Source organism: Plantactinospora mayteni, assembly GCF_016862935.1.
Classification (GTDB): Bacteria; Actinomycetota; Actinomycetes; order Mycobacteriales; family Micromonosporaceae; genus Plantactinospora; species Plantactinospora mayteni.
Genome location: NZ_BONX01000031.1, coordinates 89895 through 106076, shown reverse-complemented (window position 1 = coordinate 106076; position 16182 = coordinate 89895). Strand labels below are relative to the sequence as shown.

Sequence of the window (16182 nt, the reverse complement as noted above, 5' to 3'; positions counted from 1 at the left end):
AGCACCCGGGATCGCAAACCAGGAGCAAGAGCAATGGCAAAGGCTGCGGCACTGCGCAAGCCGAAGAAGAAGGTGAACCCGCTCGACAAGGACGGGATCACCTACATCGACTACAAGGACACGGCGCTGCTGCGCAAGTTCATCTCCGACCGCGGCAAGATCCGCGCTCGGCGGGTGACCGGGGTCACCTCCCAGCAGCAGCGGCAGATCGCACGTGCGGTCAAGAACGCCCGCGAGATGGCACTGCTGCCATACACGGCCACGGCCCGCTGAGAGGAGGCACCGACATGAAGATCATCCTGACCCAGGAGGTGTCGGGCCTCGGCGGCCCCGGCGACATCGTCGAGGTGAAGGACGGCTACGGCCGTAACTACCTGCTGCCGCAGGGCTTCGCGATCAGCTGGACCAAGGGCGCGGAGAAGCAGGTCACGGTCATCCGGCGGGCCCGCGCGGCCCGGGAGATCCGGGACCTCGGTCACGCCAACGAGGTGAAGGCCCAGATCGAGGGCCTCAAGGTCAACCTGACCGCGCGCGCCGGTAACGGCGGGCGGCTCTTCGGCTCGGTGACCCCCGGCGACGTGGTGGACGCGGTGAAGGCGGCCGGTGGGCCGTCCCTCGACCGGCGTCGGCTGGAACTGCCGGGCGCCATCAAGTCGATCGGCAGCCACCAGGTGCGGGTCAAGCTGCACCCGGAGGTCACCGCGCGGTTCGACCTGAAGGTCGTACCGGGCAAGTAGCCGGCCAGGCGACATAGAGAGTTCCGGGGTGCCGTCCGATCGGACGGCACCCCGGAGTCGTCAGGTGTCCGGCAGCGGACCAGAACTCAGCCGATCGGTTGACCACTGAGCGCGCTGAAGATGACGGTGGAGAGCCCACCACCGACGACCGCGGCCGAGAGCCCGATGGTCACCGCCCGCCAGGTGCGGTTGAACCAGCGCATCAGAGCGGCGACCACCAGGCCGGTCGCCAGCGCGGCGAGGAACCGGGGCACCGCGGCCAGCAGCGCGGACATCGCCTGACCGCGCTCCGACTCGCAGGCGCCGGAGACCCCGGGTACGCAGTCGACCGGCACACTGGCGTCGAGCGTGAGTATCCAGACGAAGACGGCCAGTACGGCGACCGCGTACCAGGCGGCGGTGTAGAGGACGGCGGTGAGCGGGCCGCTGGGCTGCGGATCGAGCAGGTCGTCTTCGAGTCGTCGACTCAGCGGGCTCGGTCGGCCTGTCCTGGTCGCCGAGGTCAGCAGGGTGCCGCTCGGTGCGCGTCGGGTGGGCATACCCGCTCCGCTGACACTGCGGGCGGAGCCCGCCGTACCGGCACTGCGGGCGGGGTTCGTCGTACCGGCGCGACCGCCACCCGGCGCCGCTGCCGGCCGTCGGGTGGGTGCCGAGCGTGCCGGCGACACCGGTCGGGCCGGTGGCGGGTACGCGACTGCCGGAGAACGCGGAGCCGAGTCCGGGATGCCCATCCAGCGAGGGTCGTCGCCGGCCAGCCGGGTGCCGGACCAGAACGTGTCGGCACCGTCCGCCTCGGTACGGCCCGGGTCCCGGGAACCGCCGTCGGTCGGGTCGTCGCGCCCGGTTTCGGCGCCCCGGGCCAACCCGGCGAGTTCGCCGTGCCGCCACTCGGTGGTGTCGGTGAACCTGTCCCACTGGCCGGTGTCCGTGAACCCGTCCCACTGACCGGTGTCGGTACTCCGGTCGCGGCGACGGCCGGTGGCGGGACCGCCCGGCGGCTCGGAGTCGGTGACCCGGTCCAGCATCCCGGTGTCGGTGAGCCGGTCCCACGGCCCGGCATCGGCATGCCAACCGGCGCTGCCGGCGTCTCCGCGCCGCTCCGGTCCCGGATCGGAGTGTCGACCCGGGGCACCCCGCTCCTCGCCGACCCGGCGTACCGGACCGGCGTCCCGGGAGCGGCGCACGGGCTCGGCGTCCGGCTCGCGTTGCCGTCGGCGGGCACCGGGGCCGGCCGGACCCGGCAGCGGGTCGGCGCTCCGGGACCGGCGGCCGGTACCGCCGCCGGAGTCGGCCTCGCCGGGCGACCGTACCCAGCGGGCCGTCGCTCCCGACTGTTCGGTCCCCTGGCCCGGCCCGCTCGACGGGATGGCGTCCGGCCGCTCCGCGACCTCCGTCGGGTCCTCCGCGGCGCTGTGCCGGGAGCGCCGCCGCCCGGCGGGCGGCACCGAGCCGCTCGGATCGCCGGGCTCCCATCCGGCCGGCTCGGCGCGGCGTCGACGGCCCGGCGCACGCTGCGGCGGGTCGACCGGCGGGCCGGGCTCCCGGTCGTCGGCCCGGCCCCATCGGCCGGACCCCGCCTCGTCGGCCCGCTCCCGCCAACCGACCGGGGTGTCGGCCCGGCCCCACCGGCCGGTCTCGCCGGACGGCGCATCGGCGGCTCCGACGCCCCAGCCCGAGCGGGGTGTCGCGGTCGGGTCGTCGTCCGGGTCGGCGCGACGCCGTCGGCCCTGCCTGGACGTCGTGGAACGGTCGCCGAGCAGCCCGCTGTTGGCGCCGGCCCCGGTGGTGGGCGCGGCGGCGGCCCAACCGCCCGAGGTGGGTGCCTCGGAGATCCATCCGCCGCTGGTCGGGGCGGCGCCGGCCCCGGTGGTGGGTGCCGCGCCGATCCAGCCACTGGTGGGTGCGGCACCGACCCAACCGCTGGTCGGCGCGGCGGCGGCCCAGTCGTCGACCTCGTCCGAGTGCCGGTCGGCGGCGCGACGCCTGCCGCGCCCGCCGGTCGCCCCGGTGTCGGTGGCCCCGCTCCGCGTGCCTCCGCTCCGTGTGCCCCCGGTCGCGTCGTCGCGCCGCCAACCGGCGGTGCCGCCGGCACTGCGCCAGCCGTCGTCGCTGCTCTCGCCGCCCGCTGCCTCGTCGGCCGCGCCGCCCGGGCCGCGCCAGTATTCCCCGGTGCTGTCCCAGGTCACCTCCGGGGCGACCCGCCGACGCCCGGGCCGGTCGCTCCCGCTGGCCGGCCCGGCTGCCGCATCGGCACGATGGTGCCGGCCCCCGTCGGCACGGTCCGGCTCGGGGTCGGAGGTCCAGCCGGAGGAGTCGGAGTATGCCACGGGGGCGCTGGACTGGAGCGGCTCGGTGGACTCCCGGGCCCAGGACGGCGTGTAGCTGTCGACCGGGTCCGGCGCGCCACGGTGCCGGGCCCGCTGCCGACTCGGGGTGCGATAACCGCCGTCCGGACGCGAATAAGGATCATCCGGCCAGGGCGTCACCGGGTCGCTCCGGCCGGCGCTGTCCTGCCACTCATCTCGGGCGAGCTCACCCCGCCCCCGATCCCGATGGTCCACAGCCGAGGCGTGACCTTTCTGGTTGGTCGATCGAGAGGATCTGGTAGGTCGTTCGCGAGTAGCCGTACGCAAGATTGCCGTCGCCCGATGATACGCCGTCCCGGTAGCCCGAATTTGGCCTGTTTCTTTCCTCCACAAGGTGGGGATCGAGTCGGCGCAGGTCAGCCGCGCTCCAGGCTATCTTCCCCAATCGTTATCCACAGCCTGTGCACAGGGCCGCACACACCCCGTCGGGAACCGTCCACAGGTTGTCCCGAACTCCGTCCACCGCCGTGCTTGAGTCCCCGACCTCGACGTCCGTATCGTTGCGCCCTGACCCTGCCACCCGTGCCGACATCCCCCGGTCAAGCCGGCTGGCCAGGGCCGGTCCGGCCCGACGGCCGACCGGAGCCGTGGGTCAGCCGAGAAATGTCGTACGTCGGCGGTTCGCTGGGAGCCAGCCGGTGTGGCGGAGGGGGATGCCCGTGTCGGTCACCGACGACGTCCGTGGGGAGCCGCGCCCGCCGCGTGGAGAGTCGCGACCGTCGGCGCCGTCGACGGACGTCCCGGCGCCGCGCGACGGGCAGTTCGACAAGACCCCGCCGCAGGACATCGCGGCCGAGCAGTGCGTGCTCGGCGGGATGCTGCTCTCCAAGGACGCGATCGCCGACGTCGTCGAGATCCTCCGGACCAACGACTTCTACCGGCCGGTGCACTCGACGGTCTTCGACGCGATCCTGGATCTCTACGGTCGGGGTGAGCCGGCCGACGCGATCACCGTCGCCGCCGCGCTCGCCGACTCCGGCGACCTGGCCCGGGTCGGCGGCGCACCCTATCTGCACACGCTGATCGCCAGCGTGCCGACGGCCGCCAACGCCGCCTACTACGCCCGGATCGTCGGCGAGCGCGCGGTGCTGCGCCGCCTGGTCGAGGCGGGTACCCGGATCGTCCAGCTCGGCTACGGCTCGGCCGGTGGCGGCGGGCGGGACGTCGACGACGTGGTGGACCTGGCCCAGCAGGCGGTCTACGACGTCACCGAGAAGCGGGTCAGCGAGGACTTCGCGGTGCTCGCCGACATGCTCCAGCCGACGCTGGACGAGATCGAGGCGGTCGGTGCGCAGGGCGGCGTGATGACCGGGGTACCGACCGGCTTCACCGACCTGGACCGGCTGCTCAACGGGCTGCACCCGGGGCAGTTGGTTATCGTGGCCGGCAGACCTGGTTTGGGAAAATCAACAGCTTCCATGGATTTCGCCAGAAATGCCGCAATTCGCCACAACTGTGCGAGCGCCATCTTCTCGCTGGAAATGAGCAAGGTCGAGATCGTGATGCGGCTCCTCTCGGCCGAGGCCCGGGTGCCGCTGCACGTGCTGCGCAGCGGGCAGCTCTCGGACGACGACTGGACCAAGCTGGCCCGCCGGATGGGCGAGATCAGCGAGGCGCCACTCTTCGTCGACGACACCCCCAACATGAACCTAATGGAGATCCGGGCCAAGGCCCGCCGGCTCAAGCAGCGGCACGACCTCAAGATGATCGTGGTGGACTATCTCCAGCTGATGAGTTCGCCGAAGCGCACCGAGAGCCGCCAGCAGGAGGTCGCCGAGCTGTCCCGGGGGCTGAAGCTGCTGGCCAAGGAGGTCGAGTGCCCGGTGATCGCGGTCAGCCAGCTGAACCGTGGCCCGGAGCAACGTACCGACAAGCGCCCCCAACTGTCCGACTTGCGTGAATCTGGGTCAATTGAGCAAGATGCGGACGTTGTCATATTGCTGCACCGCGACGACTACTACGACAAGGAGTCGCCCCGGGCCGGCGAGGCGGATTTCATTGTTGCCAAGCACAGGAATGGGCCGACGGACACCGTCACTGTCGCCGCCCAACTCCACCTGTCCCGGTTCGTGGACATGGCCATCGTCTGAGCCCCACCCCGCGCGGCCCCGGCGCGGTCGGCTCAGCCGAGCAGTGGGAACCAGCCGGCGGCCTCGCCGAGTACCAACCGGTCGTGCGCGGTCAGCGGGAGCCGCCCGGTCCCCTTCAGCAGATAGTCGGTGTCCGACCAGTCGGCCGGGCGGATCGCCTCGTCGCTGAGCAGCCCGTCCAGGGTCGCCACCGCGATGGCGACGCCGCCCCGCTCCGGCCCGCCGGGAAGGTCCACCGTCAGGTCGAGATGGTGCACGACCGCCTCGGTGACCAGGGTGGCGAGGAACTCCGGCACCGCCAGCACGTGGCCCTGGGTGGTGACGTACCCGAGCGGGTCGGCCGCGGCGGCGGCCCGCACCGCCGCCGGTGCGGTGTCGGTCCAGAGCCGGACCACCCCGCGCGGCCGGTCGAAGGCGGCCGCGGACCGGCGTACCCAGCCGGCGTGGAGCCCCTCTTCCGGACCGCTCGGCGACAGCCAGTAGCTGACGCCGTCCACGTCGGCCGGCCCGACCGCCGGGCTGGCGAGCGTGACCAGGGCCCGCTGGGCGTCGAGGACGAGATGCAGGAGCAGGTCGACGACGAGCCAACCCCGGCAGCGGGTCGGCCGGAGCAGGTCGGCGTCGGCGAGGCCGTCGACGGTCGCGGTGATCCGGTCGTACGCCGCACCGAGCGCACGCCGCGGCTCCGCCGCCCGGGAAGCCGGGCCGCCCGCAGGCCGGTACGCGTGTACGCCGTCCAGCCGACCCACCTCCGCCAATGGCAAGATCCCCGCGCTCAGCACCGTACGTACGCCCGCCCGTCGACGACGCGCGGAGGTTCGTTGCCGGGCACGGGGATCCGCGAAGACTCCGGTCAGCCGGCCGATCCGGTAACCGGTCTCGCAGCGGGGACCGGTGCCGTCCTGCCGACGGGGCCGATCAGTCGAAGAAGTCGTTCAGGAAGCCCTTCCGCTTCTTGTGCCGGTAGTGCCCGTGGTAGCCGTGGTGCGGCTGCCCGTGATGCCCGTACGCCGGGGCCGGTGCCGGCGGGTAGCCGTGTCCGGGCGGTGGCGGCGGCGGTGGCGGTACGTGGCTCGGGCCCCCGTAGGCGGGCTGGTGCGGTGCCGGCGGAGGCGGAGGCGGCGCGTATCCGGCACCCGGGGCGGGGGCATGCTGCGACGCCGACGACTGCTGCTGGCTCCAGTTGGCCTCGGCCTCGAACAGCTTCTCCAACTCGCCCCGGTCGAGGAAGATGCCACGGCATTCGGTGCACTGGTCAACCGTGACGCCGCTGCGCTCGTACTGGCGCATGTCGCCACGACACTTGGGACAGGTCATCTGCATCACTCGACGGTACCCGGTCGAATCACCGAGTTCCTGTCAGCGCGGCCACCACTTCGGCATCCGACACCTCATGGAAGTCGTCGTAGTAGCGGCTGACGGCGCCGAAGTCGGCCGGGCGCTCTGGGCAGACCACCTCGTCGGCGGCGCGGCTGAGCAGGTCGTACGACTGTGGCGCGCCGACCGGCACGGCGACCACCACCCGCCGGGCGCCCAGTTGCCGGGCGACCCCCACGGCGGCCCGCGCGGTGGCGCCGGTGGCCAGCCCGTCGTCGACGATCACCGCGATCCGGCCGTCCAGCCGCAACGGCGGCCGGCCCTCCCGGTAGAGCGACTCGCGCCGCTCCAACTCGGCGGTCTCGGCCCGGACCACCGTGTCCACCTCTTCCGGGGCCAGCGTGCCGGCGATCTCCTCGTTGAGTACCCGCAGCCCGCCCGGTCCGACGGCGCCGAAGGCCACCTCGGGCGCCTCCGGCAGGCCCAGTTTCCGGACCACCAGTACGTCCAGCGGGGCGCCGAGCCGTTCCGCCACCGCCGCCGCCACCGGTACGCCGCCCCGGACCAGCCCGAGGACGACCACGTCGGGGTCGCCGGCGATCGTGGCGAGCCGGTCGGCGAGTACGGCGCCGGCCTCCGCCCGATCCCGATAGGTCGCGTCCATCAGATTTGCGCGGAGGGGACCGGCGTCTCTCGGCGTCGGGGAATCCCGCGCTCCCTCCCTTCACCGTTGGTTGTGTGATGCCGGATGCTGGTGCCTTCAGGCATCGGAGGAGCCACGCCTCAGGTTTACGCCCCGTCGGCCGACTCTGCTCGGCAGATGCCGCAGAAAGCGGTCAGGAGAGCGCGACATGTCCGCCGGGCGGGCCCCGTCAGTATGGGCTCGTGCCCCGGGGAGGCCGACGATCCCGGTGCGTCACCGTCTCGGCCTGTCGGGGGCGACCGGGCCGACGCGCCCGACCGGGCGGCCGTCCACCCGCGGCAACGGCACGGGCGGTGACTGGGTCATCGGAGGCTCCCGAGCTGCCAGCCCAGGGCGGCGGCGCCGAGCCCGACGACGAGGCTGGCCAGCACGTTCAGCACCGCCCAGCCACGCCCGCCCGGCCCGCTCCGGAGCAACTGCACGGTCTCGTAGCCGAACGTCGAGTACGTGGTCAGGGCGCCGCAGAAGCCGGTGCCGACCAGCGCGCCGACCCAGCCCGGCAGGGCGGCACCCGCGCCGGCGAGCAGGCCCAGCACCAGTGAGCCGGCGACGTTGACCATGAACGTCGCCCACGGCGCGGGGCCGGACCGGCGCTCGACCAGCCAGTTGACCGTGAACCGGCAGACCGCGCCGACGGCACCGCCGCCGAGTATCGCCGCCCAGGTCAGCATCGTCGGCCCGCACGTCCGGTCACGACCGCACCCGATCCGCCGCCCACATTCCCAGGCGTACCGCGACCAGTGCTCCGGCGAGCGTGCCGAGCAGGTAGCCGACGGCGACACCCGGGCGCCCGGCGGCGAGCAGTCCCCGGGTCTCCACCGCGTAGGTGGAGAACGTGGTGAAGCCGCCGAGGATCCCGGTGCCGAGGAACGGCCGGACCAGCCGGTGCGGGGCGACGGCGGTGGTGACCAGCCGCATCAGCAGGCCGATCAGGGCACAGCCGGAGAGGTTGGTGACCAGGGTCGCCCACGGTACGCCGGTCGCGGCGTGAGGCCAGAGCACCGCCAGCCCGTACCGGCCGGCCGAGCCGAGCGCCCCGCCGAGGGCGACCACGGCGAAGACGTCCCAGCCGGGCCGGCCCGGCAGCGCAGGGGGCTCGTCGGGTTCGTCGGGCTCGTGGGGCTCGACGGAGCGGGGCGGGTTCACCGGATCGCCGTCGGCGTTCACGGGATGGCCGTCGGCACCGGTGCGCGATCGGATTCGGGGGTGTCGTGCGGGGTACGGGCGAGCCGGAGCGCGGGGACCCAGGCCAGGAAGGCGACCGGATAGAGCAGGTACCCGAACCGGGTCGACGGCATCAGCAGGATCGCGGCGAGCAGCCCGTACCCGCAGAACAGCGCGGCGGAGGCGGCCGTGCGGGGCGGGCGGCGCAGCAGCAGGACGGCGATCAGCAGTCCGGCCGCGACCAGCAGCGCGGCGGCGACCACCCGGCCGGCCGGCAGCGCCTGCGCGATCAGGTATCCGGGGAACGGTGACGCGGCCGGGCTGCTGACCAGGCCGTGGCCGAGCGGGAAGCGCAGCACGTTCTCGACCAGCGCCGCCGAGTCGACGAGTTGGGCCGGGACGAGCGCGACGAGTGGCAGGCCGACCGCCCCGGCGGCCAGCCGCAGCCCGGTCCGGCGCCCCCGGACGACGGCGTGCACCAGCAGGACCAGCGCGACCGGCCAGGCGAAGAGTTTCAGTGCCGCCGCCAGCCCGACCGCCAGCCCGGCGGCGACGAAGCGGTCCCGGGCGGCGCAGGCGAGGGCGAGCAGGCAGAGGGCGAGGACCGGCAGGTCGTCGCCGCCGGTCGCCAGGGTCAGCGCGCAGACCGGCAGTACCGTCGCAAGCTGCACCGCCCGGACCAGCGCCGCGTCCCGGGCACCGGCCCACCGCGCCGACACCGCGCCGGCCCGGTCGACACCGGAGACGGCCGCGCCGGACCGGTCGGCAGCGGCGATCGTCGCCGCCGGGCGGCGGAGCAGCAGCACGGCCAGGCCGAGTGCGACGGCGGTGGCGACGGCGAACCAGATCCGGGCGTCCGTCCACCACACGGTGCCGGCGACGGCGCGGGGCAGCCCGAAGAGCGCCATGCCCGGCTGGTACGGGGTGTAGCCGAGCAGTTGCTCTCCGCCGGGCAGTGCGGCGATGGCGTCCCGGGTCAGGTACGGCGTGCCGTGGTCGAGCAGCCGGGCGCCGGAGTGCTCGACCACCACCACCTCCTCCTGGGCCCGGTCGAGCCGCCCGCCGACCCGCTCGACCGCCTGCCAGACCAGCGGCAGCAGCGCGGTGGCGGCCCAGGTGACGACGGTCAACCCGCCCCGGGCGGCGGTACCGGCCAGCCGGGAGTCGGGCCGGCGGCGCCGGACCAGGAGTTGACCGAGCACCACAATCGTGCCGAGCAGGTAGCCGACGGCGGCGACGCTGCCCCAGGCCCGGTGCGGCAGCAGAGTGGAGGTGGCGGCGGTGACGGCGGCGAAGCCGGTGGAGAGGAGATAGAGCACCAGGTCGGCGGCGAGACCACCGGCGGCCCGGTCGGCCCGGCGCCAGTATCTCCGGCCGTTGGCCGAGGAGGTCTCCAGTTCGTCCGTGGCACTCACGCGGGCAAGTGTGGCAGACGGCCTGAGGCGGGTGCGTCCGTTACTCCGGCAGGCGCTCGGCGATGGGTACGTCCGTTACTCCGGCATGCTCTCGGCGATGGGTACGTCCGTTACGCCGGCATGCTCTCGGCGATGGGTGCGTCTATTGCGCTGGCAGGTGCGGCAGCGGCTCCGTGCCGTGCCGTGCCGTGCCGTGCCTGGCGTTCTATGCGGGCAGATGTGGCAGGCGCTCGGCGCGGCGCGGGCCGGGCCGGCGGCCGGGGGAGAGCCGGACCACGGCGCCCTCGTCGTGCAACGCCGGGGCCAGCGTGCCGGGGCGACCGCCCGCGCCCTGGTGCAGGGCGGCGAGCAGCCGGGCGGCCGGCATCGGTCGGGCGAAGAGGTGGCCCTGCCCGGCGGCGCAGCCCAGTTCCCAGAGCGCGCGGCGCTGCGGTTCGCTCTCCACACCCTCGGCCACCACGCTCAGGTTGAGGCTGCGGCCCAGGTCGACGGTGGACCGGATCACCGCAGCCGCCTCGGCCGAGGTCTCCATCGCGGTGACAAAACCCCGGTCGATCTTCAATTCGTGTACGGGGATCCGGGACAGCACCGACAGCGACGAGTAACCGGTGCCGAAGTCGTCCAGCGCGAGCTGGATCCCCGCGTCCCGGAGCTGCCCGAGCACCTGGTCGACCACCTCGAGCTGGCTGAGCGTCAGCGTCTCGGTCAGCTCCAGCACCAGTCGGTCTGGCGGCAGATCGTGCGCCCGCAGCCGGGCCAGTACGGAGCCGGGGAACCGGGCGTCCAGCAGGCTGCGCGGCGAGACGTTGACCGCCACCGGCAGGTCGAAGCCGGCCTCCCGCCAGGTGTTGACGGCGATCAGCGACTGGTCGAGTACGGCCTCGGCGAACGCCGGCAGCAGCCCGGACCGCTCCACCGTCTCCAGGAACCGGAGCGGATCGATGGTGCCCCGGGCCGGATGCCGCCACCGGGCCAGCGCCTCGGCGGCCACCACCTCGCCACTGCCGAGGTCCACGATCGGCTGGAAGTTGACCGTGAACTCGTGGTCGGCCACCGCCCGGGGCAGGTCGCCGCCGAGCGAGAGCCGCCCGAGGTCGGCGGTGTCCCGGGCCGGGGCGTACGTGGAGATCCGCCGTCCGGCCCGCTTGGCCTGGTACATCGCCACGTCGGCGCGGCGCAGCAGCTCGGTCATCCCGCCGCTGCTGGGCGCGACCGCGATGCCGCCGCTGGCCTCGACACTGATCCGCATCCCGTCCAGTTCGATCGGCTCGTGCAGTGCGGTGAGCAGCGCCTCGGCCCGGTGCGCGGCGACCGCCGGGGCGGGCAGGCCGTGGAAGAGCACCGCGAACTCGTCCCCGCCGAGCCGGGCGACCAGGTCCTCGCCGTGTACGGCACCGCGCAGCCGCTCGGCCACCTGGATCAACACCCGGTCACCGGCCGCGTGGCCGAGAGTGTCGTTGACCTCCTTGAAGTGGTTGAGGTCGATCAGCAGCAGTGCGACCACCCCCTCGGTGCGGCGCTGGCCGAGCTGCTCGGCGCCCCGGTCGAGCAGGTGTCGCCGGTTGGCCAGGCCGGTCAGCGCGTCGTGCGCGGCAGCGTGCGCGTGCTCCTCGGCCACCCGGTTCAACTCGGCGTACGCGGACGCGTTGCGGACCGCCGTGCAGAGCGCCGAGGCAAAGGTACGCAGGGTGTACTGCTCCCGCTCGGAAAGCTTGACCGGCCCCCGGAAGCGCAACCGCAGCATCCCGATATCGCCCGTGTTGTGTCCCTCGAGGGGTACCGGGATGACCAGGCCGGCACCGTCGGCGACCGCGCCGGGCGGTCCGTCGTAGCTGAGCGCCTTGGCCGTTCCCCTGACCAGCCGACCCGTCCCGGTCAACTCGATCTCCACCTCGTCGGCGGAGAAGAGTTCCGCGCCGCCCGTCACCGCTGTCCTCAGTACGGTGTTGAGGTCCACGGCGTTGAGGGCGTCGGTCGCCCGGGCCAGGCGCTGCCATGCCTGCTGCTCGGTACGTGCCCGGATGCGTCCCGAGTACGCCAGGTGGAGACTGAGGATCAGTGGTGGGATCGCCGCGAGCAGCCGGCTGTCCGCCTGGAGGATCACCAGGGTGCCCAGGATCAGGAAAAAACGGGCGACAACGGTGGCCAAACGCAGATTCCAGTTCTCCCTGAAGAGGTAGCTGACCTTCGTGCCCGTGGCCAGGCCGATGATCGGCAGCGTCAGCAGCTCGTCCAACACCACGTTCACCAGGTACGCAACCGCGAGTGGACCGATCAGGTCGGCGACGGAGAGTGATGATCCTCCATGGTGGCCGAGGAGGAGCAACGTCAACGCGCTGGCGCTGACCAGGACCATCTCCTTCGCGACCGAGAACACGCTCCTGATCTTGGCTCGCTTGACGATGGCGCAGGTGATGCCGACGCCGAGCCCCGTACTCAGCACGACCCACGGAGCGGGAGCCACCGCCAGGCCGACCATGAAGGCGCTCTCGATCCAGGTGAAGCCGTGCGTGGTCGACCGGATGCGGATCTTCACCGAGGCGGCGGTGCCGACCGCGACCAGTGCGACCAGGGTCGCTGCCATCTGAAGGTTGGAGCCCGTCGTGGAGCCACTACGGATGATCGCATGTACGCAGACCGCAGCCGAGACGGCCGCGAAGACGACGACGGGACCGACAGCCAGCCACAGCCGGTCGGTCCCAGTGTCATGTTCATCAGGACGAGTCACAACCGTTCCCAGGGTATGCGGAGGGTGCGTCTCGCCAGACTACGGTGAGTCGCCTTCCGGCGACACCTGTGTCACTCCCAGCTGTGCCCGCGCATGATCGCTCTCCATTCAGCCCGTGGCTGCTTCTGGGCTACCGGCCTCCGGTAATCCGTTGCTGCCAATCCCGTTTGCTTGATGGAAGGAGCTTAAGCGGAGAGTGGTGCAGATAGAGACAAAAAATGTCGCTATGCTCACTATTAGCCAAGGGTCGACACATTCGCTACGTTCTGTCCATGTATGGAAACTGAGTGGCGATGATCGACATGCTTGCCTGCGGTTCAGGGCCGATGGCCTGGTGCTCCCGGCGCTGGTGCCGGGCCTGGTTGCATTGCTCTGGGCCGCGATCGGCAGACCGCCTCCGGATATGACTGTGCTGCGATTGGCTGAAGGAGTTCCGCCGACTCGATCAGGGCCAGTCTTGGTGTACTGGGTGCCTTAATCCATCGGATGACCTGGTAGAACTCGCTTCGTGTCGACCTGCTGACCCTGGGTTTTCGGTTGCTGCGACGCATCGGTGATCTCGGAAAATTGCGTCATTACCGACGAACCATGTGCAGCTCGACCAGCGTGGTTCCGAATGACGTCGGTGAATGTATCCCTGCGTCCGTCGATACACTGCGAGGGGTGACCTGCTCAACTCGTCCTTTTTGTACATCTTGGGGTCGTAGATGATCGAGGTTCGGCTTCTGGGGCCGATGCAGGTACTCACCGGCGGGGTGCCGGTGCCGCTCGGCACCGCCAGCACCATCTACTAGTCGGTTCGACGGCACGGGCCAGGCTGTACGGTCTGCGAACCTGCGGTCTGCTCCTGCCCTCCTCCGTGGCCTGTCGGCGCCGATCGGCCGTCGTCGCCCCCTGCGGCGCGGCAGTCGGCGCTGACGTGAACATGTCTGGAGACTCTCCACATGGGTGCTACTCGTCTGGTCCTTGCCGACATGTGCAAGACCTACCGGCGGGCGTTCACGCTCGGCCCGATCTCCCTGACCGTGACCGAGGGCGTGACCTGCCTGGTCGGTCCCAACGGAGCCGGAAAGTCGACGCTGTTCCGGCTGGCGGCCGGCGTGGATCGGCCGACATCGGGGTCGGTCAGGCTGGAGACCGACGATGCTGGGCAGGGACTGGGATACCTGCCGCAGGAGCCGCAGTTACCCGGCTCTGCGACCTGCGAGGAGTTCCTGCACTACGTGGCATGGCTGCAACGGATCCCCCGGCAGCGCCGATCCGAGGCGGTGGAACTCGTGCTCGACCAGGTCGGGCTCAGTGATCGCCGGTCCAGCCGGATACGTGAATTGTCCGGCGGCATGCGTCGCAGGCTCGGCATCGGGCACGCCCTCGTGCACGGTCCGGCGCTCGTGCTGCTGGACGAACCGACCGTCGGCCTCGACCCGAAGCAGCGGATCGGGCTGCGTCAGACCGTCGGCCAGGTCAGTCAGAACAGGATCGTCCTTGTCGCGACACATCTGGTGGAGGACGTACGTGGGCTGGCCGACCGGGTGATCGTGCTCAACGAGGGTGCCGTGGTGTACGACGGCGACGTACCCGGGTTGGAGCGGTTGGCCGAGCCGGACGCCGCGGGCGACACCGACCTGGAACGGGCGATCGCGGGCCTGATGGGGGACTCGGAATGACAGCCAACGTGAGGTACGCCCTGCGTACGCTCGTCGGGCCGTGGTTGCTGCTTCCGGCGATTGGTCTTGAGGTGGCCATCTTTCTCATGCGGGGCGTGCCCTGGCGGGGCGAGGGCCTGTGGACGGTTGACTGGTTCGCTATCTCGCTGTTTCTTCTCGGGCCACTCGCAGCCGGCGCGGCGGCCGTGGACGCCGCGCGGTTGTCCCGCCCCGGCAACATCCATCTGGTGGTCTCGGTTCCGCGGCCGGAGCGGGTTTACCTGCGGACCGCTCTCTGGTGTGCGGGTCCGCTGATCGCCCTGCACCTGCTGGTGATCGTCATCGGCATCCTGATAGGGGAGGTATGGCGGCCCAGTACCGGTTGGATGGCGCTGGTCGGAGCCGCGTTGGTGCAGTGCGCCGCGATTCTGTGGTTCACCGCGATCGGCTCGGCGATCGGGCGCTTCTCCACCCCGCTCCTCGCGGGAATCGCCGGTGCCGGCGCCGGCTACGTACTGAACTACGTGGTCAGTAATGCCTTCGACGCCGAGCCGAGGTTCCGGTTGCTGGCTCTGGGTGGTGCCACTGTGACCCAGCTCGGCCGGGTCTACAACCCCGACTACCTCAGCGGTCAGGCGGTCGTACTGCTGGCAACGGCGCTGCTGTTCCTGGTCGTGCCTGTGACGATGCGCTCCGGATGGCGTCGGCCGACCGGAGTCGGCGCAACCGCCGCAGCGGTGGCGGTGGTAATGATCGCGGTAGCGCCGACAGTGCTGCCGGCGAACCGGAAACTGGCTGACGCACAGCCGCCCACGCTCTGCGAGGGCACCGGGCCGCAGGTCTGCATGTACGACGAGCACCGCCGATACGCCGACCTTGTCAACTCCCGCATCCGCACCCTCACCCAGGCCGCGTTACGCAGCGGGTATCCGGCGTACGTCCCGGAGCGGATCGTGGAGCAGAGCCAGAGCTATCGAGCGAGCGGCGGGGGTGTCAGGTCGTTGTGGTTGCCGGCCGATATCTACGAAAAGGGGCGGTACTCGATCGAGGATGCGGCCTATTTCCTCATCGAGCCCGGACACTGCGAGTGGATGACCGGGGGACTCACGCCCGAAGGCTTCTGGGAGGTCTTCTTCTCCCTGCTCGATACCTGGCTGCACATCGCGGGTGACAAACTCGACTACGTCCCCGTCGAGCACCGGATCCTCAGCCCCGAGGAGGTGCGGACCGCCTTGGCGGCGTTTGAACGGTGTGAGGTGGTGCCGTTGACGTGAGCAGTTGGCTGGCGGTACGGGCCTGGGCGGCGGTGCACCGCACCCGACCCGCGTCGGGGGTTACGGTCCTCGTGGCATCGGCCTCGATCTTCTTCGCCCGTACGACGATCGAGGATTTCGGGCTGATCCGGCTGCTCACCCCGGTGTCGGTGATGCTGCTGCTGCCAGCGATCGCCGCAGTCGGCGCCGCGATTGGCTGCGTCAACGCCGCCCAGCTCCCGCTGCCCGATCCGCCCCGGGCGGTGGCGGCCCGCCTGACGTGGGCGGTCGGCTGGGCGGGGCTCGCGATCCTGGCCGCGAACCTCGGCCAGTTCGCCGGCGCGGACGCGCAGTGGTCGGCGGTGACCCGGAACGCCCTGCTCTACCTGGCCGTGGGGCTGGCGATGATCCGGTTCGGGCGGGCGCACCTGATCTGGCTCCCCGTCGTGGCGTACACCGTCGTGTGCATGGTGTTCGGCTACCCGTCCGGCGAACCGCGCTACTACTGGTGGGCGGTGGTCATGCAAGAGCATGCGACCGTCGGGCAACTGGTCGGGGTCGGTTGCGTTTTCTCCGTGGGGCTGTTGACCTACCTGCTCCCCCGACCTGGCGGCCTTTCGTCGGCCCTGCCCCGGGCTGCCGTCCGCGTGGGGCGCGGGTGACCGTGCCCGGCTGATGGTCTGGCGTGCCACGGCCGGTGTCCCGGCGGATGGGGATCGCGCAGACCGTCGTACCGGCCACTCCGGCTCGCGGCTACGTCGGC

General features: G+C 71.7%; 14 protein-coding genes. 6 read left to right on the top strand and 8 right to left on the bottom strand.

All coding sequences use genetic code 11. The annotated features are described in order from the left end of the window. Positions 1-33 precede the first annotated feature (33 nt). Together rpsR and rplI are read left to right on the top strand one after the other, a co-directional pair. Entirely contained in the window at positions 34-273 is a 240-nt protein-coding gene (gene rpsR, locus Pma05_RS22730; protein ID WP_007073789.1) for a 30S ribosomal protein S18, read from the top strand. Between the two features lie 14 nt (positions 274-287). Further along, the gene (gene rplI / locus Pma05_RS22725; RefSeq protein ID WP_203859470.1) at positions 288-737 is read left to right on the top strand and encodes a 50S ribosomal protein L9; all 450 of its coding nucleotides are present in this window, start codon (positions 288-290) and stop codon (positions 735-737) included. An 86-nt stretch (positions 738-823) separates the two neighbouring features. Here the strand turns inward: rplI and Pma05_RS22720 are convergent, their stop codons facing one another. After that, complete coding sequence (locus tag Pma05_RS22720) at positions 824-3223, bottom strand: hypothetical protein (RefSeq protein WP_203859469.1); 2400 nt, start codon at positions 3221-3223, stop codon at positions 824-826. A gap of 539 nt (positions 3224-3762) precedes the next feature. On the opposite strand from Pma05_RS22720, the gene dnaB reads away from it, so the two are divergent. Then, a complete protein-coding gene (gene dnaB, locus Pma05_RS22715; RefSeq protein WP_203859538.1) occupies positions 3763-5193 on the top strand; it encodes a replicative DNA helicase in 1431 nt (476 codons plus the stop codon). A gap of 32 nt (positions 5194-5225) precedes the next feature. Here the strand turns inward: dnaB and Pma05_RS22710 are convergent, their stop codons facing one another. The 7 genes from Pma05_RS22710 to Pma05_RS22680 form a co-directional block, all read right to left on the bottom strand. Continuing rightward, positions 5226-5942, bottom strand: coding sequence for a maleylpyruvate isomerase N-terminal domain-containing protein (locus tag Pma05_RS22710; RefSeq protein WP_239312901.1), 717 nt, complete (start codon positions 5940-5942; stop codon positions 5226-5228). 169 nt (positions 5943-6111) lie between these two features. Beyond that, positions 6112-6519 (bottom strand): TFIIB-type zinc ribbon-containing protein, encoded by a 408-nt coding sequence (locus Pma05_RS22705; RefSeq protein ID WP_203859468.1) that lies wholly within the window; start codon positions 6517-6519, stop codon positions 6112-6114. A gap of 19 nt (positions 6520-6538) precedes the next feature. Then, positions 6539-7174: a phosphoribosyltransferase gene (locus Pma05_RS22700; RefSeq protein WP_203859467.1), complete on the bottom strand. Its 636-nt coding sequence runs from the start codon at positions 7172-7174 to the stop codon at positions 6539-6541. Positions 7175-7515: 341 nt separating this feature from the next. Next, on the bottom strand, positions 7516-7884 hold the full coding sequence (gene crcB, locus Pma05_RS22695) for a fluoride efflux transporter CrcB (RefSeq protein WP_203859466.1): 369 nt from the start codon (positions 7882-7884) through the stop codon (positions 7516-7518). Between the two features lie 19 nt (positions 7885-7903). Then, positions 7904-8380, bottom strand: coding sequence for a fluoride efflux transporter CrcB (gene crcB, locus Pma05_RS22690; RefSeq protein WP_203859465.1), 477 nt, complete (start codon positions 8378-8380; stop codon positions 7904-7906). Further along, complete coding sequence (locus Pma05_RS22685) at positions 8377-9792, bottom strand: glycosyltransferase 87 family protein (RefSeq protein WP_372441530.1); 1416 nt, start codon at positions 9790-9792, stop codon at positions 8377-8379. Before Pma05_RS22685 ends, crcB (Pma05_RS22690) begins: the two co-directional genes overlap by 4 nt. 205 nt (positions 9793-9997) lie before the next feature. Then, positions 9998-12520, bottom strand: a complete 2523-nt coding sequence (locus tag Pma05_RS22680; RefSeq protein WP_203859464.1) for a putative bifunctional diguanylate cyclase/phosphodiesterase — start codon at positions 12518-12520, stop codon at positions 9998-10000. A 944-nt stretch (positions 12521-13464) separates the two neighbouring features. Between Pma05_RS22680 and Pma05_RS22675 the strand changes: the two genes are divergently transcribed. Genes Pma05_RS22675 through Pma05_RS22665 form a run of 3 tightly spaced genes read left to right on the top strand, consistent with a single transcriptional unit; the run spans position 13465 to position 16081 of the window. Further along, a complete protein-coding gene (locus Pma05_RS22675; protein ID WP_203859463.1) occupies positions 13465-14187 on the top strand; it encodes an ATP-binding cassette domain-containing protein in 723 nt (240 codons plus the stop codon). Then, positions 14184-15440: a hypothetical protein gene (locus tag Pma05_RS22670; protein WP_203859462.1), complete on the top strand. Its 1257-nt coding sequence runs from the start codon at positions 14184-14186 to the stop codon at positions 15438-15440. The genes Pma05_RS22675 and Pma05_RS22670 overlap by 4 nt, the downstream gene beginning before the upstream one ends. Continuing rightward, a complete protein-coding gene (locus tag Pma05_RS22665) occupies positions 15437-16081 on the top strand; it encodes a hypothetical protein (protein WP_203859461.1) in 645 nt (214 codons plus the stop codon). The genes Pma05_RS22670 and Pma05_RS22665 overlap by 4 nt, the downstream gene beginning before the upstream one ends. Positions 16082-16182: the final 101 nt, after the last annotated feature.